Below are 18,901 nucleotides of genomic sequence, written 5' to 3'. Positions count from 1 at the left end.
CGCCCCCAGGTCGGGAGGCACGCCGGCGGGCGGGATCAGCGCGGGAACGCCGTCGCGCCCACCTTCTCGTACGCGGCCCACGCGTCCACCGGGCCGCGGCCGGCGACCGCGAACTCGCCGATCGCGCGGGCCTTGTAGACCGCCGGGTTGTGGCTCGCGACGACGCGGGCGTTCCGCCAGTGCCGGTCGAGCGCGCGCTCGCGGGACGTGGCGGACGCTCCCCCGACCTCGAACAGCCGGGTCGCGGCGGCGGGCACCTCGTCGACCGCGTGCACCTGGGCCTGGTACACGGCGTTCTCGGCGGCGTCGAGCGTCGGGCGGTCGAGGGCCTCGCCGGGCGGCGCGGTCGCGACGGCCTCGTCCAGACGGGCGGCGGCCGCGAGGGTCGCGGCGCGCACGGCGAACGCGGCCGTGGAGATCCGGCCCACGACCTCCAGCACCTGCGGGTCGTCCTTAGGCAGCGCCGCGGTGGCGTGGATGTAGGTGCGCGTGCGGCTGCGCACGTAGGCGACGGCGTCGCGCTCCACCTCCGCGGCGATCCCCGCCAGCACCGCCACGAGGTACAGCTGGTAGAAGGCCTGGATGTGGCTCAGCGGCGCCTCGCGGTAGGCGGTGACGCTCGCCGGATCCACCTCCACGCCGTCGAAGGTGGTCGTGCCGCTCGCGGTGAGGGTCTGGCCGAACGCGTCCCAGTCGTCCACGGCCGTGACGCCCGGCGCATCCGTGCGGATCGCGAGCGTCACGCGCTCGACGCCGTCGGCGGCCGCGCGACCGGCGGCGAGGTAGATCCAGTCGGAGTAGAGCGTGCCGGTGGAGTAGTACTTGGTGCCGTCGAGGACCCAGCGGCCGTCGCGCTCCGTGAGCGTGGTGGAGATGTCGGCGAGGGTCGTGCCGGTCTGCTCGCTCGTGGCGTTGCCGACGATCGCGCCCTCGGCGATGCGTCGGATCCACTCCGCGCGCGCCTCCCCCGCGGGCCGGCGCAGCACGAGCTCGACGTAGCCGAAGTGGCCGCGGAGCAGGGGCCCGACGTTGGCGTCGGCGGCCGACAGCTCGACCACGAGCTCGACGAGCTGCGCGATCGAGGCCCCGCGCCCGCCGTCGGCTACGGGCAGGCGGATCGCCCCGAACCGCGCCTCGCGGAGGACCGCGACCGCGTCGAACGCGAGGTCCCGGGCGCGCTCGCGGGCGCCGGCGCCGGCGCGGATCCGCTCGAACAGCGGCAGGAACTCGGCCCGCAGGTCGGCGGTGGAGGCTCCCTCCGGCGAGGCGACCGTCACGAGAACGCGCCCCGGTACGCCGCGGCCGGGTGCGACTCCGGCAGCCGGTCGCGCCCGGTGAGCTTGTGCCGGAGCGTGCCGGGCGCGTACTCGCGCTGCTGCAGGCCGCGCTCCTGGAGCACGGGGGTCACGTGGTCGACGAAGTCCTCGTAGCTGCCGGGCAGGGTCCAGTTGATGACGTTGATCCCATCGACGCCCGCCTCCTGCCAGCCCGCGAGCACGTCGGCGATCTGCTCGGGCGTGCCCACGACGCGGCCGCGCAGCTTCGCGGAGAGCCGGGCGAGGTCGGCGATGGTCGGCTCGCGGTCGGGCGATGCCTCGCGCAGCCAGTTGAGGTGGCTCTGCCCGGCCTGCGTCTCGACCTGCGAGAGCGGGGTGGCCGGATCCAGCTGCTCACCCGTCTTCGGGTCGAAGCCCAGGTTGGAGTGCAGGAGGAACCCGTCGGCCGAGAGGTACTCGTCGATCTCGGCCTCGTTGCGCTTCGCCTCCTCCTCGGTGCTGCCGGTGATGAAGGAGAGCCCGAGCCAGAAGGAGAGGTCGTCGGCCCGGCGGCCCGCGTCCACGGCGAGCGCCCGGGTGTCCTCGATGAGGGCGCGCGTCTTCTCCGGCGTCGACGACAGGATGAACTGCGCCTCCGCGTTCCGGGCGGCGAAGCGGCGGCCGACGGGCGAGGATCCGGCCTGGAAGAGCACGGGCGTGCGCTGCGGCGACGGCGACGACAGGTGCGGGCCGGCCACCTTGTAGCGCGGGCCCTCGTGATCGATGCGGTGGATCCTCGACGCGTCCGAGAACACCCCGCGCTCCTTGTCGCGCTGGAGCGCGTCGTCGTCCCACGAGCCCTCCCACAGCTTGTAGACGACGTCGAGGTACTCGTCGGCCCAGGCGTAGCGGGCGTCGTGGTCCTCGAGGCCGTCGTGCCCGAAGTTGCGGGCGGCGCCGTCGAGCGCGCTCGTCACGACGTTCCAGGCGATGCGCCCCTTCGTGATGTGGTCGAGCGTCGACACCTTGCGCGCGAAGTCGAAGGGGTGCGACTGGAGCACCGAGCTCGTGAACGCGAAGCCGAGGTGCTCCGTGCTCACGGCGAGCGCGGAGATCAGCACGGACGGGTCGTTGCTCGGGAACTGGAGCCCCTCGCGCGCGTTCACGTCGTAGGCGCCGTCGCCCGGACCGTACAGGCCGACCACGTCGGCGAAGAACATGGCGTCGAAGCGGCCGCGCTCGAGCGTCCTCGCGAGGTCCACCCAGAGCTCGACGTCGTCGAACTCGTGCTGCCGGGCGGACGGGTGCCGCCACAGGCCGTGCTGGATGTGGCTGGCGGTGTTCATCACGAACGCGGCGAAGCGGAGCGGGGGCCGGGCGTCGGGCATGGGGATCCTCTCGTCGGGTCACCAGCGTCGCACGGGTGGGGAAATGAGGGTCCGGAGGGCGTAGCGGGCCGTCACATGGGCGCTGTGCACCAAGCACCCAGGATCGCGCGGCCAGCCGTTACCGTCAGCGCACACGGGCGCGGGACCACGATCAGGTGCCCGGTCCGAGCTCTCCTCCGCATCTCCTCCGGCGCTGACGCACGTCCGCGCCGTCGCTCTCCGCCAGGAAGGTCCCTCATGCACCTCCATCCCGCGCGTTCGAACCGTCGCACCACGGCCACCGTCGCCGCCTTCTGCCTCGGCGCCGCCCTGCTCGGCGCGGCGACACCCGCGTCTGCCGCCGGCAGGGACGCTTCCGCGTCGCTCGTCCCGGTCGCGGTGCCCGCCGCGCAGCCCTCCGACGCGGTCGCCTACTGGACGGCCGAGCGCCGTGCCGCCGCGACGGACGACGACGCGTCCGGCGACGCGACGACCGGTTCCGCCGCCGCATCGGACGCCGCGACCGAGGAGTTCGCGACCTCGGACGCCGCGCGCACCGACGACCACGCCGAGCAGGTCGCCACCGTGTCGCACATCGGCCGCATCTACTACGAGCAGGAGGGCTTCGGCCACTACTGCTCGGCGAACGTCGTCGACTCCGCCAACGGCTCGACCATCGCGACGGCCGGGCACTGCGTCACCCGCGACCAGACCTTCTCGACCAAGATGGTGTTCTACCCGCAGTACGAGTCGGGCCCGTCCGCGTACGGGGTCTGGCCCGTCGTCGGCGGCAACGTCACGACCGGCTGGTACCAGCGCAACGACGCCGACCAGGCGGAGGACACGGCCTTCATGGCCGTCGCGCGCGACGGCGACGGGCAGACCGTCGCCAGCGTGGTCGGCTCGACGCCGGTGCTCTTCGACCAGCCGGCCGCGCAGCTCGCCTCGGCATACGGCTACCCCGCCGTGGGGCGCTTCGACGGCGAGCACCTCGACCGGTGCACCGGTTCGGGCACGGCCCAGGGCACCACGCAGATCGTCCTGGCGTGCGACATGACGGGTGGCGCCTCCGGCTCCCCGATCTTCGCCGGCGCCGGCAGCGACGGCGCGCAGTTCGCGAACGTGGCCGATCTCGACTACGCGGGCACCCACAACATCGGTGCGCTCTGGCAGGAATCGGCTCGCTCGGCCTACGACCTCACCGCGGCGATCAGCTCCTGATGCCGCGCGGGGAAGGGTCCTGACCGTCGGCACGCTCGTGCCCATGACCGCTGCGCTGGCCGGAGCACGACCGGGCAGCGCAGCGCCTCGGAGCGGGGCGCCTGACAGGTCCCAGGCGCTCGTCGGCTGATCCACGAGGGTCCCGCCAGCGTCCGGCCCGCGGTCGGGGTGCGTTACGCACCGTGACCGCGGGCCTTCCCCGCGCGGGGGAACACGGGGCACGGTGGGCGGCACGCGAGCGGATCCCCGCTCGCGCCATTCCCCTGCACCGCAGCCGCACCGCTGGAGACCCCATGACCACCGCACCGCCCGCCGCATCCACCGCACCGCCCGCGGCGCCGACCGCCACGCCGCCCGGCGGACCCGCCTCGCCCTCCGATCCCGAGGCGCCCGCCGACGTGTCCCGCCGCCGACGCCGCGTCCTCACCGCCTCGTTCATCGGCACCACCGTCGAGTACTACGACTTCTACCTCTACGCCACGGCGTCCGCGCTCGTGTTCGGCAGCCAGTTCTTCCCGAACCAGACGGCCGCCGTGGGCCTCCTCTCGTCGTTCGCCGCGTACGGCGTCGGGTTCCTCGCGCGGCCCATCGGCGGGATCGTCGCCGGGCACCTGGGCGACCGGATCGGCCGCAAGCGCATGCTCGTCTACTCGCTCGTGCTCATGGGGATCGCGTCGACGCTCATCGGCGTCCTGCCCACCTACGCGACCATCGGCCTCGCGAGCGTCGTCGGCCTCGTGTTCCTGCGGCTCGTGCAGGGCATCGCGGCCGGCGCCGAGTGGGGCGGATCCGCGCTGCTCTCCGTCGAGCACGCCCCCGCCCACCGCCGCGGCCTGTTCGGCGCCTTCACGCAGATGGGATCCGCGGGCGGCATGCTCCTCGCGACCGGCGTCTTCGCCGCCACGCGCTTCGGCCTCGGCGAGGAGGCGTTCCTCGCCTGGGGCTGGCGGCTGCCGTTCCTGCTCAGCGCGGTGCTCGTGGGCGTCGGCCTCGTGATCCGCCTGCGCGTGGAGGACGCCGCCGAGTTCCGCGACATCAAGGCGGCCGGCGAGGTCGAGCGCTTCCCGCTCGGGGTGGTGCTGCGCAAGCACCCGCGTGCCGTGCTGATCACCGCGGGCCTCCGCCTCGTGCAGCCCGCGCTCTACTCGATCCTCACCGTCTACACGCTCTCCTACCTCGCGTCGAAGAGGGGCGACTCCGGCGTCGCGCTCACGTCGGTGCTCATCGTGTCAGCGCTCAGCGTGCTGACCACGCCGCTCTGGGGCTGGATCTCCGACCGCGTCGGCCGCCGCCGCCTCACCATCGCGAGCGCCGCCGGCATCGGGATCCTCATCTGGCCGTTCTTCGCGTTCCTCGACTCCGGCCCGCTGCTGCTCCTGCCTCTCGTCTTCGCGCTCGGCATGAACGTCTTCCACGACTCGATCTACGGACCGCAGGCCGCCTGGTTCGCCGAGCAGTTCCCGACGGGCGTCCGCTACAGCGGCGTCTCGCTGGGCTACCAGGTCGGCAGCATCTTCTCCGTCGGCCTCACGCCGCTGCTCGCGGTGCTGTTCCTGCAGTGGGGCGGCGGATCGCCGTGGATCCTGTGCGCCTACATCGGGCTGTACGCGGTGCTGACGATCGCGGCGGCGGTCGCCGCGAAGGACCCGGCCAGGGACGCCATCGCAGAGCGGCGGGCGGCCTCTGCGGCAGCCGCGCCGGATGACGATGCGTCCGGATCCGTCGCGGTCGAGCTCCGCGAGCGGGAGCGCGCGACGGCGCGCTAGGCGCGGGCGGTCGAGGGGGTGGAGCGTCGCGCTCCGCCCCCTCGTCGTCCGCGCGGTGCGCGCGGTGCGCGGCGCCGCCCGTATCGTGTCGGCATGACCACCGCGCCGACCGTCCGCTCCGCCGTGCCCGCCGACGCCGAGGGGATCGCCGAGGTCCACATCCGCACCTGGCGCGAGACCTACGCGCACCTGCTCCCGGCGTCGTACCTCGACGGGCTCGACGTCGCGACGCGCGCCGAGGACTGGCGCCGGACGCTCACCGAGGGATCCGTCGACGTGCCGCCGTTCGTCGCCCTCGACGACGACCGCATCGTCGGCTTCGCGCTCGCGGGCCCGGCGCGCGACGAGGATCCTCCGCGGCCGTTCCAGCTCTACGCGATCAACGTGGTCGCCTCCGCCCACGGCACCGGTGCCGGCCAGGCCCTGTTCGACGCGGCCGTCGGCGACTCCCCCGCCTACCTCTGGGCAGCGGACGACAACCCGCGCGCCGAGGCGTTCTACCGCCGCAACGGCTTCGCGCGGGACGGCGGCGTGGAGCGGCAGATGTACCAGGGCGCGGAGATGGTCACGGTGCGGATGGTGCGGTGAGGGTGGCCGGGCGGCCGTCGTGGGGCCGCCCGGCAGCGCATCACATCGTGTTCCAGTGGTACCGGCCGCTGGCATCCGGACCCTTGCCGCCGCACTTGTAGCTGCGGCCGTTGTCGGCCTGGGCCACCGCGCCCACCTGCGAGCAGAAGCCGCCGGGGTTGATGCCGCCGGTCTGCTGCGCGGGAGCGGGTGCCGGTGCCGGCGGGGCAGGAGCCGGCGCAGGAGCGACCGGAGCAGGCGCCGGTGCGGCGGGCTTCGGGGCGGGAGCCGGTGCGGCGGGCGCGGGGGCCGGCGCGATCGTGGGCTTGAGGGTGGGCGCTGGGGCGGGAGCCAGCAGCGTGAGCGTCACCGTGGATCCGGCGTCGACACGCGAGCCCGGGTTCGGGCTCTGCGACTTCACCGTCATGCCATCGGTGACGCTCGGCACCTCCCCCGACTCGAGCACGTACTGGACGACGTAGCCGGCCTCGCGGAGCAGCGTGCGGGCGTCCGTGGCGCTCTTGGCGCTGACGTCCTCGACGACGTGGACCACCGGGGGCGGGGTGGCGGAGGGGGTCGGGGTGGAGCTCGGGGTCGGAGAGGCGCTGGCGGAGATCGCATCCGCCTGGCGCGGGCCGGGAGCCGACGCGGCGACCGGCACGGCCGCGCCGATGATCAGGAGCAGGATCGCACCGGCTGCGGTCGCGCTGTTGCGGGGTCGGGTCGCGAGCGCCGGGACCCAGCTGCGGCGGCCGGTGAAGAGCGGGTAGAGCGCGGTGACGAGCGCGACCAGGCCGACGGAGACGAACATGCCGCCGAATCCGCCGATCGCCGTGGTGATCAGGACCGCCAGCGCGACGGCTGCCGCGACGACCCACGTCGTAGCCGGGTGGCGGCTCGGGCGAGTGTCGGTGACGACCGCCGTCGGCGCCGCGGGGCCGACAGGTGCGACCGGAGCGGCGATGGCCTTCCGTGCGGGCTTCGGTGCCGGCGTGATGACCGTGGCAGTCTTCGCGCGCTCGGCGGCCTTCGCCTGCATGGCCGCCTCGCGCTGCGCGACCTTCGCGGCACGCTGCTGGTCCGCGGCGGCGGCGCGCTCCGCCCGGACCCGTGCGGCCTCCGCGGCGCGAGCGGCCTTCGCCGCCTCGGCCTGCTGCGCGGCGGCGACGGCCGCCAGCGCGGCGGCGCTCGGTGCCGGGGCCTGGACGGGTGCCTGCGGTGCAGCGGGCTGCACCATCGGCGCGACGTGCTGCGTCCACGCGGCGCCGTCCCAGTACCGGAGCTGGCCGGATCCGTCGGGGAACCAGCCGGCAGGAGCGGCGGAGGGGACGTCGGGCATGGTGCTCCTCGGGTGCATGCCGCGGCGAAGGGGTAGGCGGCAGGTGGTGCCGTCGAGTGACGACGCCTGAGGCTATGAGCGCGCTCCCCCGCCCGTAAGCCCTCGCATGGGGGTGAAAGTGGGCCGGGACTCCCGGGATCCGCCCACCGAGCCCGGTTGAGGCTTCGCGCAGCGGTCCGCGGGCGTCGCCTGCTGTCAGTCCTGGCGCCGCGTGAGGGCACGGACAGCATCGGAGATGGATCCGCCGTGCTGCTTCCGATGCTCCTTCACGTCCTCGGCGGTGACGCCGTCGGGGAGCCGCCGGATGCCCGCCGGGTCGCCGAGGATCGCAGGCCCCATCAGGAACGCCGCGGCGAGCGCTGCGAGGAGGAGCAGAATGCCGACGCCTGCCTCACCCGAGGCCCAGAAGGAGACGCCGGCGACGCCCGCGGCGAGGATGACGAGCACGCGGATCACAGCGGTCACGGTCATGGGAAGCGCTCCTCTCGTCGGATGCCCAGCCGAGGACTCCCTTCCACCCTGCCGACTCCCGCCACCGGATCTCAACCCCGCACGCGCGTGACGACCCCCTCCCGGCGCGCCTGCACCGCGCCGATGATCGCCGCGGCAGCCTCCTCGGGAGGCTGGTGCTCCCAGAACCGCAGCACGGTCCACCCCAGGTCACGGAGCAGCGCGGTCACCTCCGCGTCGCGCTCGACGTTGCGCGCGAGCTTCGCCACCCAGTAGTCGGCGTTCGCCTTCGGCAGGTGCAGGTGAGCCGGGCAGCTGTGCCAGAAGCACCCGTCGATGAACACGGCGATGCGCTGACGCGTGAAGGCGATGTCCGCCCGGCTCCTCGACTCCGGCACCACGCGGTGGTCGACGAGATACCTGAGACCCCACGCGTGCAGGAGCCGCCGCACGAGGAGCTCGGGCCTGGTGTCTCGCCGCTTGTTGGCACGCATGATGCTGCGCGCGGAGTCGGAGGAGGCCCAGGACATGCGGAGAGAGGATCACGGACCACCGACGCGGGACGGCACGGGGTCGGACCGGCTCCCGAGATCGCCCCGTGCCGCTCTCGCCCTGCGACCGCCCCGGGTCGTCGCGCACGATCGTGACGATGGACAGCCTGTCGCGTCGCAGCTACCCGCCCGTCGCCCGGTGGCCGAGGGTCACGACCTGGCGGATGTGATCGGCGAGCTCGCGGGCGCCGTCGTACTCCGCGAGCTGCTCGGCCAGCTGCCGGGCACGCGCGGCCACGGCCGGATCCGCGAGGAGGCGCTGGATGGTCGGCACCGCGTCGGACTCGATCGACTCCGGGTCGATGGCCTCGCCGACCCCCCGCTCGACGGCCCGGGCGGCGTTCCAGCGCTGCTCGGCGTGGCCGGGGATCGCGAGCAGCGGCGTGCCGACGCAGATCGCTTCCATCGTGGACGTGTGCCCGCCGTGCGTGACGACGAGGTCCGCGGCGCGCGTCCAGAGCATCGCCTCCTCGGTGTACGCGAGCACCCGGTCGACGCCCGCCGTGTCGAGCGACGACGGGTCGATGTTCGGACCCGTCACCACAGCGGTGGTCGCGTCGATCTCGCGCAGCCGCGGCGTCAACCTCCTGAGCGCGTCGAATCCCTGCGCCGTGCCGCCCAGGCTGACCACGACGAGCGGCCGGTCGTCGGGCACGTCGAGCGACGCCCGCGCTGCGCGCTGGTCCGGCAGCGACGACGGCGCGGACTTCAGGACCGGCCCCACATGCCGGATCTCGTCCACCGACCACAGCGCCGCCCGGGAGGACTCGTCCGTGATGGAGGAGAGCGGGTCCAACGCGGACCAGTCGGGGATGCAGACATGATCGCCGAGGATGCGCCGTGCCGCCGCGGGCTCGACGCCGTTCGCGATCAGCTGCGGCACCACGTCGGAGAGGACCTCCGGGAAGGGGTGCGCGAAGAACCCCGTGTTGACGATCCAGCCGGAGTGGACGCCCTCGAGCGCCGCGGAGACGGCACCCGTGACGCGGAAGTCGACGAGGACGAAGTCGGGACGGAACGAGCGGATGAGCTCCCGCTCGTCGGCGACGCAGTCGCGGAGGTAGTCCGCATCCGCCAAGCGCAGTCGGGCGCCGGGCGAGGCCGGCGGCGCACCCGCCGGGATCGGAGGCAGCTCACGCAGCGCGGCCGTCTCGAGGCCCCGGGCAGCGGGGATGTGCGTGGCGGCAGCCGCCGTCGCGACGAGCACCTCCGCCCCGCCCCGCCTCAGCTCCTCCGCCACGCGCGTCGCCCGGACCACATGCCCCAGCCCATGGAAGAACGCCAGGACGAGTACGCGCATTGCAGCCCCCACAGCTCGACGACGACCTCGACGTCGAGGCCCACAGCGCGTCCGATCCTATTCAAGGGGTGCGAGGCGGCGCGAGGGGTCGCGGCGGCCCGCCTACGTGGTCAGCTGCATCCAGACCACGCCGATCAGCAGGGGCACGAGCGGAGCGAGCACAGCCGACGCCACTGGCCCGAGCCGAGCGCGAGTGTCCATGGTGCGGGCTGCGTGCGAGAGCGTGTCGCCCGAGCGGCGGTACGTCTCGGCGTCGATAGCCGGTGCGGCTGCGTCACGATAACGGATGGTGCGGCGGCCGAAGCGGTCGAAGAGGGCGGAGATCACCGTGTAGAAACGCATCAGCACTTCAGGATCGGTGAGATCGAGCGGTGGGAAGTACACGTGCAGCGTGCTGTCCACGATCTCGAGATCGAGATCCGCGGCGTTGTCGAGCAGGATCACCAGCAGGTCCGGAGTGAGCACATAGAGCGCGTCGCGCTCGTATCCGACGGGGACGGAGACGGCGAACACATCGCTGAAATCGCCCTCCAGACGGAGTTCCTGCCGCCCCGTCGGCGCATGGGGCAGGACGCTCAACGGGCCGTTCCCGTTCCTGGATCGCAATTGCATCCGTGGTGCTTCCGACGGCAGCGGGAGGCGCACGGCAAGGGTCGTGTGGACGGTCGCCCCTTGCCCGTTTCCCACCGCGAAGGTGCGCCTCGCGGCGTCGAAGGGCAACGCCGTGTGCGTCGCGTCGATGTGGTCCATCGTGAGGCGCGATCGTCGGTCGATCTGCTCATCGACCGAGCCGCCCCAGAGCCGGTCGCTGATGTCGGAGGTGTAATGCCACCCGAGGGCTGCGCTGAGCGACCAGAGGGAAGCTCGATCGCGGATGCCGTGACGGATCATGCACGCGACGTAGGCGATCAGCGCAGCGCCGAGAAGCGCGACCGCCGATTGGACGAGGACGAGTGCCACGCCTCCGAGCTCGAAGCCACGGGGAAGCACGTAGAACATGACGGTCGCGCCGATGGCGAGGTACCCGACCGCGCTGAAGATGATGAGCGCGCTGCTTCGCCTCCACCACGGCGTGTGCTCCGCGCGTTCATAGCGGGAGATCGACGACATCCTTCAGGGCTTGTAGACGATCGCGATGAAGAGCTGCCCTTCCTGTCGGACCCAGGCAAGCCATCGCGGTGCGTCCTTCCCCGCGATGCGCTGGATGGGGATGACGTAGACGCCTTCCGCCTCCCGGCTGAGCCTGCGGAACTGCGGCTTCTTCGAGATCCACAGCTTGCCCCCTCCGTCCCACGGCTCCAGATCGGAATAGAGGTAGCCGTGCTCCCGGAGATTGGCGCTGTCCGCGAGGGCCTCGGCCTGCGGGACGAGTTCCCGGACGGTTTCCGCGGCGACCGTACCGGCCAGCGCGAACGCGGCCACGTCATACACATTGCCTTCGCCGTAGTCCCGCGTGGCGAGCAGCGTGAGCTCCGTCACACCCTTGTCGGAGTTGCCCTTCCACAGCGCATACGAATTCTTCGCGCGCTTGTTCATCAAGAACCCGCCGAAGTTCGCTTTCTGATATGCGAAGTCGTCGAGCTTGGCCGTTATCTCTGCGCTGGTCGTCATCTGCATCCCATCATCCATTCCACGAAGCCTTGCCTCCGTGCGCAGCCGAGAAGCTAGCCGACCAGCCCGCCCTTGATCATCACCCCGAACGATCCCGAACGACACGACCGGATACCCATGATCGCGATAAGGTCCCGTCGTGCATGATCCGCGGACTCTCGACGAGCTCAGCGTCGCTCTGGGACGACTGCGCAGACAGGCGGGCACACCGTCATTCGCCGAGATAGCTCAACGAATAGGAGCTGCAGGCGAAGATGCCGAACCGCCGAAGGTCACGGTGTACGACTGCTTCCGAGCGGGGCGTCGCCGCGTCGATGATCGCCTGGTCGGCGCGATCGTGCGCGCGCTCGGGAGGAGCGAGCGTGAGGCGGCCCATTGGCGTGACCTCGCCAAGACGCTGAACGGCGAACGGAACGCGGTGCACCTGGAAGTCGTCCTAGGGCGACGGGCCCCTGCCGACGTCGGCGAGATCGTCGGGCGAGAGCAGATCGTCCGCGAGGCCTCCGACGCCGAAGTGGTGGTCCTCTCAGGTCTTCCCGGAGTGGGCAAGACGACGCTCGCGACCGCGCTCGCCGTCGGCAGCCCCACGCTCACCGTCGAACTGCGGGAATCAGAACCGGGTCGCCCGATCGTCGGGCCGGTGGAAGTCCTCCGACGCATGCTCAGCGCGCTCGGACACCGTTCTCTCCCCTACGACCTGGCCCGCCTGCGAGAGCGCTTCGCGACTGATGCCCGCGGGGTCATCATCGTCATCGAGGATGCGGTGTCGCCTTCGCGACTGGCCGCGCTGCTCGTTCCGGGAATCCGCTTCATCGTCACCACGCGTGTCGACCTGACTTCCCTGACGCATCACCCCTCGCTGCGGGGGCGTCGGCTCACCCACGTGACCGTTCCCCCGTTGGACGGCCCTGCTGCGCGGATCCTGCTGTCGCGTCTGATAGCCGACGAGGAGGGGGACGCCTCTGCGGCCTCGAGGAGGACGGCGGCCTCAGGGAGCCCCCAGCGAGCTGACGCGCTGACGCGCATCGTCGCGGTCGCTGGCGGATTGCCGCTCGACATCGTCATGATCGCGGGCGTCATGCGGGAGCACGCGGGATGGACGTTGGACGACCTGGCGTCACGGTTCGAGACCGAACCTCGAGATCGCCGCATCCGACCTGTCCTCGAGGTCTCCGGCGCCACGCTCGAGGCCGAGGACGTGATCACGCTCACCGACGCGGCGCTCATCGACCGGGAGTTCGACACCAGCGTCCTGATCGACGCGAGAGGACCGGAGGGCGAGGCATCCCTGAAGAGACTTCGCGCCCGTCATCTCGTCGAACTGCACGGCGGCCGTCTCGTCATGCACGCGACCGTGTTCGCGTTCGCGCGCGAGCGTGCGATGACGATGCGACCGAGATCGGAGAGACGCACCGCCATCGGCCGAATGGCCGATGTCCTGCTGACCCGGATCGCCGGTGACGAGGACTACGCCGCCCGCGAGGTCGGAACGGTCCTCGCCGTCGCGGAGGCGGCGCACGAACACGCCTTGGACGAGCAGAACGAACGGCTCGCGCTGGCCTCGTATCCTGCGCTCGCCCGCTGGTCGCTGTGGACCGAGTCGCTGCGTCTCCATGACCTGGCCGCGCAGGGCAGGGGCTTGGAACTCATTCCCGAACTCGCGCTCAACGTCGCCCACTGCGCAGAGAGGCTCGGCCGTTACGACGAGGCCCTCCACACTCTGCATCGAGTGCGCAGGATCGCCGACGGGACCGCACTCGCGCGCACATGGAATCAGATCGGCAACGTGCAGCACTGGATGTGCCATTTCGACGAGTCTCTGACCTCATTCCAGCGCGCCGTCGAGATCGCCACGGCGAGCGGCGACCACGTCGTCCAGGGTCGGGCTCTGGGAAATCACGCGAATGCGCTCCGCGTCCTGACTCGGTTCCGCGAGGCAGAGCAGGAGTTCTTCGATGCCCTCGGGATCGCCACCGGTGCGGACGACCAGTTGAACATGGGCATCGTCCGCGCGAATCGAGCCCTCCTGTGGACCTCGACCGGGCGGCTGGATGACGCAGAGGCTGAATTGCAGTCGATCCTGGATGAAGCGGGCGAGCGCGCCGTCTTGTACGTCCGGATGTCCCTAGGTCTCGTCGCTGAGGCGCGCGGGGACTTCGACTCGGCAGCAGAGCGCCTTGCTTCGGCGAAGAGGGCGATGGCCGGCTCGGTCGAGTACTCGGCCGCCGCCGAGCTGGCCCTTCTCGGTGCACGGCTCGATGCCCGAGCGGGACGGTTCCCTCGGGCGGTGGAGGTCGCACGCGAGGCCCTGCGTGATGCCGATAGGGCGGGAACGCCGCTGATCGCGACCGAGGCGCGGAACTCGCTCGCCGAGATCATCATCTCCGGTGCGACGGCACAGGCGCTCGAGCCCTCCCTGCTGGGAGAGGCGGAGAGCCATGCCTCTGAAGCGACGAGCATCGCCGAAGCAGTCGGGGACCGCGCAGAGATCGCACGGGGCTTGGCGGTCCTCGGCCGGATCGCCGGGCTTCGCGGGGATGTGGACACCTCCGAGGCACTCGCGGAGCGCGCACGATACATCTACCGCGAGATCGGTCATCGGCTCGGCGGCTGACCATCAGCTGCCATGCCGCTCTCCTCGCTGCGCGCCCGTCGTCGCGGCCTCCAGAGCAGGCAGCGGCGGGAGGGGTATCCGAGGGACCCGATCAGCTAGCGGCGACAAACCGGCACAGGTCGGCCGCCGGCACATCACCTTCCCGATTCGCCCGTCGGCTCACCTCGGGGCGCCATCGAGGTAGAGGAAGGTCCCGTCCCACTGTGGCGCGAACGGATGAGTGAGGAAGGGCGATATCCCCCGCGACGACCCGATCATGGACCAGATCACGCCGCGCAGCCGCCACGTCGTCCGGATGATCTCAAGAATCTGCACGATCATGTCTTCCGCGGACACAGGCTCGGGATCCGGCAGAGGATTTCCAACCTCACTCTTCGGTCGAGAGATCTTGGACATCTCCCATGCCTGCTCTGAGACGAGATTGGTTCGGAGGACATCGTGTACGAACCGATTGCGTAGCTGGTAGAGCGCGCCGGCCGTGATGATCGCGTCCAGCGCGACGGGCCGGATGCCATCGTGAAGTCGCTCGCAGTGTGGAACGAGCTCGGCGCACTCGGCTATGAGGGACTTGAAATGCTGAGGAGTGTCAAGCGCGGCGTCCAAGTCGGATGCTCCATTCAGCCTCACATGGAGATAGCGTGCAGCCGCCTCCAGTCGCAGTGCCTCATCGACGATCCGTCCACGCAGGAATGTCATCTGGTCCGCCATCGGCAGCGCTTTCACGGTCTCGAGATCCATGTCGTGATGTTCGCACGCCACGCGTGCATTGGGCTCAGCCGAGAACCGCGCGCTGTCACTCACGCCTGCAGGGGCGGCCGGACTCATTCCGGTCTGATGCCGCTGGGTCGTTCCCGCGGCGTTCCGTTTGCGCAAGGGCGCTTACGCGATCACGTGCGACTGCGGCACGGGCCGGCGTGGAAACGACGAATGCCCCGGCCGGACCAATAGGTCCTTCCGAGGCATGTCCGTCGGGCTGACAGGATTTGAACCTGCGACCCCTTGACCCCCAGTCAAGTGCGCTACCAAGCTGCGCCACAGCCCGCTGACCCATCGCTGGGCAACTCGTAGAGCCTACCGCATCAGCGGCACTGCTCCGGCACGTCCGGCGAGGCAGACGAGCACGGGATCACGCGGCCGCGCCACCCGAGGGCCGTGCCGACGACGACCCCGCAGCGGAGCCACCAGCAACCCGCCCCGGCTTCGGGAACGCGTCCCGCATGTGGTCGCTCCGCAGGATGTCGGCCACGCCGATGAGCAGCAGCGAGAAGACGATCTGCTCGATGACCATCCAGAGCGGGTAGAGCCCCGGGATCGCGGCGATCACCAGGGTCACGATGGGGAAGATCTGGCTGAAGAGGCGCAGGCGCGAGTAGGCCCACCAGTAGCCGGCCGAGGCGCGCCAGGCGAAGTAGTAGAGCGTGATGGTCATCGCGAGCACGACGAACGAGCGGAACCAGACGGCCGGTGCGATCGCGACGCCGTCGGACGCGAGGGTCAGGGCGATGGCCACGGCGGTCGCGCCGACGGCGGTCTCGGCGACGAGGATCCACCGGATCCAGCGGAAGGCCCGCGCCGTCCACGGGTGGTCGCGCATGTCCTCGGCGATGACGTGGCCCGCCTGGCGGCCGGCCGCGATGCGGTCGAGACGGCTGAGCAGCTGGTCCACCGGTGCGATCCTCCAGGTCTCGTGAGCGGGCGTCGGATGCGCCCGGATCAGGGTACGACGTGACGCCGCGTGCCGGCCGCGAACGCACGACGGGACGCCAGACGGACAGGCGACCGCTCCCCCGCATGACACCCCGTGACGCCCCGCGTCGTCACACCCCGCAACCCCGCGTCACACCCCTCGCGACCGCGCCGGACCCGCGCCTACCGTGGCCCCACCGCGAGGCGCGGCACCGGTCGCGCCCCTTCACGAGAGGACAGGACATGACCCTGATCGACCGCGAGCCCCGACCCGCATCCGGCTCCCCCGCATCCACCGCGAGCTCCGCGAACGCGAACGCGCCCGCCGACCGCCCGCGCCCCGCTCCCCTCGGCGCCGCCCCCGTCGACCGATGGAAGGGCGCGCCCCGCCCCACGACGCCGGCCGCGTGGATCGCCCGCGCCCGCGAGGTCGCCGACATCCTCGCCGTCGACCAGGTCGAGCGCGACCGCGCCGGGGCGAGCCCGCACCAGGAGGTCGCGCTGCTCAAGCACGCCGGCCTCGTCACGCTCCTCGGCCCCGCGGAGCACGGCGGCGGCGGGCAGACCTGGGACACGGCGTACAAGGTGATCCGCGCGGTCGCCCGCGGCGATGGATCCATCGGCCAGCTCCTCGGCTACCACTACCTCTGGGCGTGGGCGGCCAGGCTCGTCGCGACCGACGCGCAGATCGAGGCGGTCGAGAAGCTCGCCACCACCGGGAACCTCCTCTTCGGCGGCGCCGTGAACCCGCGCGATTCCGACCTCGTCATCCGCGAGGACGGCGACGAGCTGGTCTTCTCCGGCCGCAAGTCCTTCTCCACCGGCGGCGTCGTCTCCGACCTCACGGTGCTCGAGGGCGTGATCGAGGGCACCGACACCCACGTGTTCTCGATCGTGCCGACCGACCAGCCGGGCATCGTCTTCGGCCACGACTGGGACAGCCTCGGGCAGCGCCTCACGGAGTCGGGCTCGGTCGAGATCCGCGACGTGCGGGTGCCGTGGGCGGATGCGGCCGGCTTCGTCGACAAGGTCTTCCAGCCGCTCGTCTACGGCACGCTCAACGTGCCGGCTATCCAGCTGGTGTTCGCGAACTTCTACCAGGGGATCGCGGAGGGCGCGCTCGAGACGGCCGCCGCGTACACGCGCAGCACCACGCGCGCCTGGCCGTACGGCGGCGACGACAAGGAGCGCGCGACCGACGAGTGGTACGTGCTCGAGGGCTACGGGCAGCTGCAGTCGAAGCTGTGGGCGTCGGAGGCGCTGCTGGATCGGGTGGGCGCGGAGATCAGCGCCGTGCTGCACGCGCCGCGCGAGAAGCTGACGGAGCGGAAGCGCGGCGAGATCGCCGTCCGGGTCGCGGCCGCCAAGGCGCGCATCGTCGAGGACGGGCTCGAGGTCGGCACGCGCGTGTTCGAGCTCACGGGCGCGCGCGCGACCGCGTCGAAGGTGGGGCTCGACGTGTTCTGGCGGAACCTCCGCACCCACAGCCTCCACGACCCCATCGCCTACAAGCGCCGCGAGGTGGGGCGGCACGTGCTCCTCGGCGAGATCCCGGAGCCGACCTGGTACACGTGATCCGCGCCCGCGAGACGACGGACGGCGCCGACCCCGGCAAGGGATCGACGCCGTCCGTCGTGCTGCGAGCCGGAGCCCGCGAGAGCGCTAGCGCTTCCGCTTCTCCCGCACGCGCATGTTGACGATGATCGGGCTGCCCTCGAAGCCGTAGATCTCGCGCAGGCGACGCTGGATGTAGCGGCGGTACTGCGGGTCGAGGTACCCGGTCGTGAAGAGCACGAATGTCGGCGGCCGGCTCGAGGCCTGCGTGCCGAACAGGATGCGCGGCTGCTTGCCGCCGCGCACGGGGTGCGGGTGCGCCGCGGTGAGCTCGGCGAGGAACGCGTTGAACTTGCCCGTCGCGATGCGCGTGTCCCACGACTCCAGCGCCGTCTCGAGCGCCGGCACGAGCTTCTCCATGTGGCGGCCGGTGCGCGCCGAGATGTTGACGCGCGGCGCCCACGACACGTGCGCGAGGTCGGTCTCGATCTCGCGCTCGAGGTAGCGGCGGCGCTCGTCGTCGAGCAGGTCCCACTTGTTGAACGCCAGCACGAGCGCGCGGCCCGACTCGAGCACCAGCTCGATGATGCGGATGTCCTGCTCGCTGATGACCTCGGAGACGTCGATCATGACGACCGCGACCTCCGCCTTCTCGAGAGCTGCGCTCGTGCGGAGCGACGCGTAGAAGTCGGCGCCCTGGGCGAGGTGCATGCGGCGGCGGATGCCGGCGGTGTCGACGAAGCGCCACACCTTGCCGGCGATCTCGACCTGCTCGTCGACGGGATCGCGCGTGGTGCCGGCGAGCTCGTTGACGACCACGCGCTCCTCGCCCGCGGCCTTGTTGAGCAGGCTCGACTTGCCGACGTTCGGGCGGCCGAGGATGGCGACGCGGCGGGGTCCGCCGACCTCCTCCTTGGCGACCTTGGAGACGAGCGGCAGGGTCTTCAGCACCAGGTCGAGGAGATCCGCCACGCCGCGGCCGTGCAGCGCGGAGACGGGGTGCGGCTCGCCGAGGCCGAGCGACCACAGCGTGGCGGCGTTCGGCTCCTGGCGCGCGTCGTCGACCTTGTTGGCCGCGAGGATCACCGTCTTCTTGGTCTTGCGGAGCAGGCGGACGACGTGCTCGTCCGTGCTCGTGGCGCCCACGTTCGCGTCGACGACGAAGAGCACGGCGTCGGCGAGGTCCATCGCGATCTCGGCCTGCATGGCCACGGACGCGTTGATGCCCTTGGCGTCGGGCTCCCAGCCACCGGTGTCGACCAGCGTGAACCAGCGTCCGCCGTACTCGGCCTTGTAGGAGACCCGGTCGCGCGTGACGCCGGGGGTGTCCTCGACGACGGCCTCGCGGCGTCCGAGGATCCGGTTGATGAGCGCCGACTTGCCCACGTTCGGGCGGCCGACGACCGCGAGCACGGGGAGCGCCGGCAGGTACGTGACCTGGTCGGGGTCGTCCGTCGCGGACTCGAGGACCTCGAGGTCCTCGTCGTCCAGCTCGTAGTCCTCGAGCCCGGCGCGGAGCGTCTGCGCGCGCTGCGCGGCCAGCTCCTCGTCGATGCTCGACAGGCGCTCGGAGAGCCCGCTGTCGAGCTCGGGGAAGTCGTCGTCGTGATCAGCCATGT

At 71.6% G+C, this 18,901-nt stretch carries 16 protein-coding genes and 1 tRNA gene; 5 read left to right on the top strand and 12 right to left on the bottom strand.

Translation table 11 applies throughout. The annotated features are described in order from the left end of the window. Positions 1–35 precede the first annotated feature (35 nt). Positions 36–1,277 (bottom strand): acyl-CoA dehydrogenase family protein, encoded by a 1,242-nt coding sequence (locus ACMT9T_RS00160; protein WP_414743706.1) that lies wholly within the window; start codon positions 1,275–1,277, stop codon positions 36–38. Then, positions 1,274–2,644, bottom strand: a complete 1,371-nt coding sequence (locus ACMT9T_RS00155) for an LLM class flavin-dependent oxidoreductase (protein WP_414743705.1) — start codon at positions 2,642–2,644, stop codon at positions 1,274–1,276. Before ACMT9T_RS00155 ends, ACMT9T_RS00160 begins: the two co-directional genes overlap by 4 nt. A gap of 237 nt (positions 2,645–2,881) precedes the next feature. Between ACMT9T_RS00155 and ACMT9T_RS00150 the strand changes: the two genes are divergently transcribed. The 3 genes from ACMT9T_RS00150 to ACMT9T_RS00140 all read left to right on the top strand — a co-directional run bounded on the left by ACMT9T_RS00150 (position 2,882) and on the right by ACMT9T_RS00140 (position 6,198). Further along, positions 2,882–3,844, top strand: a complete 963-nt coding sequence (locus tag ACMT9T_RS00150; RefSeq protein WP_414743704.1) for a trypsin-like serine peptidase — start codon at positions 2,882–2,884, stop codon at positions 3,842–3,844. A 293-nt stretch (positions 3,845–4,137) separates the two neighbouring features. Next, positions 4,138–5,610, top strand: a complete 1,473-nt coding sequence (locus tag ACMT9T_RS00145; RefSeq protein WP_414743703.1) for an MFS transporter — start codon at positions 4,138–4,140, stop codon at positions 5,608–5,610. A gap of 93 nt (positions 5,611–5,703) precedes the next feature. Then, the gene (locus ACMT9T_RS00140) at positions 5,704–6,198 is read left to right on the top strand and encodes a GNAT family N-acetyltransferase (protein ID WP_414743702.1); all 495 of its coding nucleotides are present in this window, start codon (positions 5,704–5,706) and stop codon (positions 6,196–6,198) included. Between the two features lie 40 nt (positions 6,199–6,238). On the opposite strand, the gene ACMT9T_RS00135 is transcribed toward ACMT9T_RS00140, so the two are convergent. The 6 genes from ACMT9T_RS00135 to ACMT9T_RS00110 form a co-directional block, all read right to left on the bottom strand. Further along, positions 6,239–7,516: a PASTA domain-containing protein gene (locus ACMT9T_RS00135; RefSeq protein ID WP_414743701.1), complete on the bottom strand. Its 1,278-nt coding sequence runs from the start codon at positions 7,514–7,516 to the stop codon at positions 6,239–6,241. Positions 7,517–7,711: 195 nt separating this feature from the next. Beyond that, complete coding sequence (locus ACMT9T_RS00130; protein WP_414743700.1) at positions 7,712–7,987, bottom strand: hypothetical protein; 276 nt, start codon at positions 7,985–7,987, stop codon at positions 7,712–7,714. Between the two features lie 71 nt (positions 7,988–8,058). Next, positions 8,059–8,496: a very short patch repair endonuclease gene (locus tag ACMT9T_RS00125; RefSeq protein WP_414743699.1), complete on the bottom strand. Its 438-nt coding sequence runs from the start codon at positions 8,494–8,496 to the stop codon at positions 8,059–8,061. Between the two features lie 142 nt (positions 8,497–8,638). After that, entirely contained in the window at positions 8,639–9,817 is a 1,179-nt protein-coding gene (locus ACMT9T_RS00120; protein WP_414743698.1) for a glycosyltransferase, read from the bottom strand. Positions 9,818–9,919: 102 nt separating this feature from the next. Then, positions 9,920–10,927 carry a hypothetical protein gene (locus ACMT9T_RS00115; protein ID WP_414743697.1) on the bottom strand — a complete coding sequence of 336 codons (1,008 nt, stop codon included), beginning with the start codon at positions 10,925–10,927 and terminating at the stop codon, positions 9,920–9,922. 3 nt (positions 10,928–10,930) lie between these two features. Further along, positions 10,931–11,434 carry a hypothetical protein gene (locus ACMT9T_RS00110; RefSeq protein ID WP_414743696.1) on the bottom strand — a complete coding sequence of 168 codons (504 nt, stop codon included), beginning with the start codon at positions 11,432–11,434 and terminating at the stop codon, positions 10,931–10,933. Positions 11,435–11,567: 133 nt separating this feature from the next. On the opposite strand from ACMT9T_RS00110, the gene ACMT9T_RS00105 reads away from it, so the two are divergent. Then, a complete protein-coding gene (locus ACMT9T_RS00105) occupies positions 11,568–14,042 on the top strand; it encodes a tetratricopeptide repeat protein (RefSeq protein WP_414743695.1) in 2,475 nt (824 codons plus the stop codon). A gap of 159 nt (positions 14,043–14,201) precedes the next feature. Here the strand turns inward: ACMT9T_RS00105 and ACMT9T_RS00100 are convergent, their stop codons facing one another. The 3 genes from ACMT9T_RS00100 to ACMT9T_RS00090 form a co-directional block, all read right to left on the bottom strand. Further along, on the bottom strand, positions 14,202–14,780 hold the full coding sequence (locus tag ACMT9T_RS00100) for a hypothetical protein (protein ID WP_414743694.1): 579 nt from the start codon (positions 14,778–14,780) through the stop codon (positions 14,202–14,204). A 230-nt stretch (positions 14,781–15,010) separates the two neighbouring features. Beyond that, positions 15,011–15,084: transfer RNA gene (locus tag ACMT9T_RS00095), tRNA-Pro, on the bottom strand. 84 nt (positions 15,085–15,168) lie between these two features. After that, entirely contained in the window at positions 15,169–15,708 is a 540-nt protein-coding gene (locus tag ACMT9T_RS00090; protein ID WP_414743693.1) for a hypothetical protein, read from the bottom strand. A 263-nt stretch (positions 15,709–15,971) separates the two neighbouring features. Here ACMT9T_RS00090 and ACMT9T_RS00085 point away from each other — a divergent pair, with 263 nt between their 5' ends. After that, the gene (locus ACMT9T_RS00085; protein ID WP_414743692.1) at positions 15,972–17,303 is read left to right on the top strand and encodes an acyl-CoA dehydrogenase family protein; all 1,332 of its coding nucleotides are present in this window, start codon (positions 15,972–15,974) and stop codon (positions 17,301–17,303) included. Between the two features lie 87 nt (positions 17,304–17,390). On the opposite strand, the gene der is transcribed toward ACMT9T_RS00085, so the two are convergent. Then, positions 17,391–18,899 carry a ribosome biogenesis GTPase Der gene (der, locus tag ACMT9T_RS00080; protein WP_414743691.1) on the bottom strand — a complete coding sequence of 503 codons (1,509 nt, stop codon included), beginning with the start codon at positions 18,897–18,899 and terminating at the stop codon, positions 17,391–17,393. Between the last annotated feature and the right edge of the window lie 2 nt (positions 18,900–18,901).

This window comes from Clavibacter vidaverae (genome assembly GCF_047529985.1).
Lineage (GTDB): Bacteria > Actinomycetota > Actinomycetes > Actinomycetales > Microbacteriaceae > Clavibacter > Clavibacter nebraskensis_A.
The sequence above is the reverse complement of the archived record's forward strand: the minus strand, read 5'-3'. Positions and strand labels throughout refer to the sequence as shown.

Coding starts and splice junctions, on each gene's coding strand:
- ACMT9T_RS00130 (WP_414743700.1), bottom strand. CDS start 7,987: ATGACCGTGACCGCTGTGATCCGCGTGCTCGTCATCCTCGCCGCGGGC.
- ACMT9T_RS00125 (WP_414743699.1), bottom strand. CDS start 8,496: ATGTCCTGGGCCTCCTCCGACTCCGCGCGCAGCATCATGCGTGCCAAC.
- ACMT9T_RS00085 (WP_414743692.1), top strand. CDS start 15,972: ATGACCCTGATCGACCGCGAGCCCCGACCCGCATCCGGCTCCCCCGCA.
- der (WP_414743691.1), bottom strand. CDS start 18,899: ATGGCTGATCACGACGACGACTTCCCCGAGCTCGACAGCGGGCTCTCC.
- ACMT9T_RS00150 (WP_414743704.1), top strand. CDS start 2,882: ATGCACCTCCATCCCGCGCGTTCGAACCGTCGCACCACGGCCACCGTC.
- ACMT9T_RS00120 (WP_414743698.1), bottom strand. CDS start 9,817: ATGCGCGTACTCGTCCTGGCGTTCTTCCATGGGCTGGGGCATGTGGTC.
- ACMT9T_RS00110 (WP_414743696.1), bottom strand. CDS start 11,434: ATGCAGATGACGACCAGCGCAGAGATAACGGCCAAGCTCGACGACTTC.
- ACMT9T_RS00115 (WP_414743697.1), bottom strand. CDS start 10,927: ATGTCGTCGATCTCCCGCTATGAACGCGCGGAGCACACGCCGTGGTGG.
- ACMT9T_RS00145 (WP_414743703.1), top strand. CDS start 4,138: ATGACCACCGCACCGCCCGCCGCATCCACCGCACCGCCCGCGGCGCCG.
- ACMT9T_RS00155 (WP_414743705.1), bottom strand. CDS start 2,644: ATGCCCGACGCCCGGCCCCCGCTCCGCTTCGCCGCGTTCGTGATGAAC.
- ACMT9T_RS00100 (WP_414743694.1), bottom strand. CDS start 14,780: ATGGATCTCGAGACCGTGAAAGCGCTGCCGATGGCGGACCAGATGACA.
- ACMT9T_RS00140 (WP_414743702.1), top strand. CDS start 5,704: ATGACCACCGCGCCGACCGTCCGCTCCGCCGTGCCCGCCGACGCCGAG.
- ACMT9T_RS00135 (WP_414743701.1), bottom strand. CDS start 7,516: ATGCCCGACGTCCCCTCCGCCGCTCCTGCCGGCTGGTTCCCCGACGGA.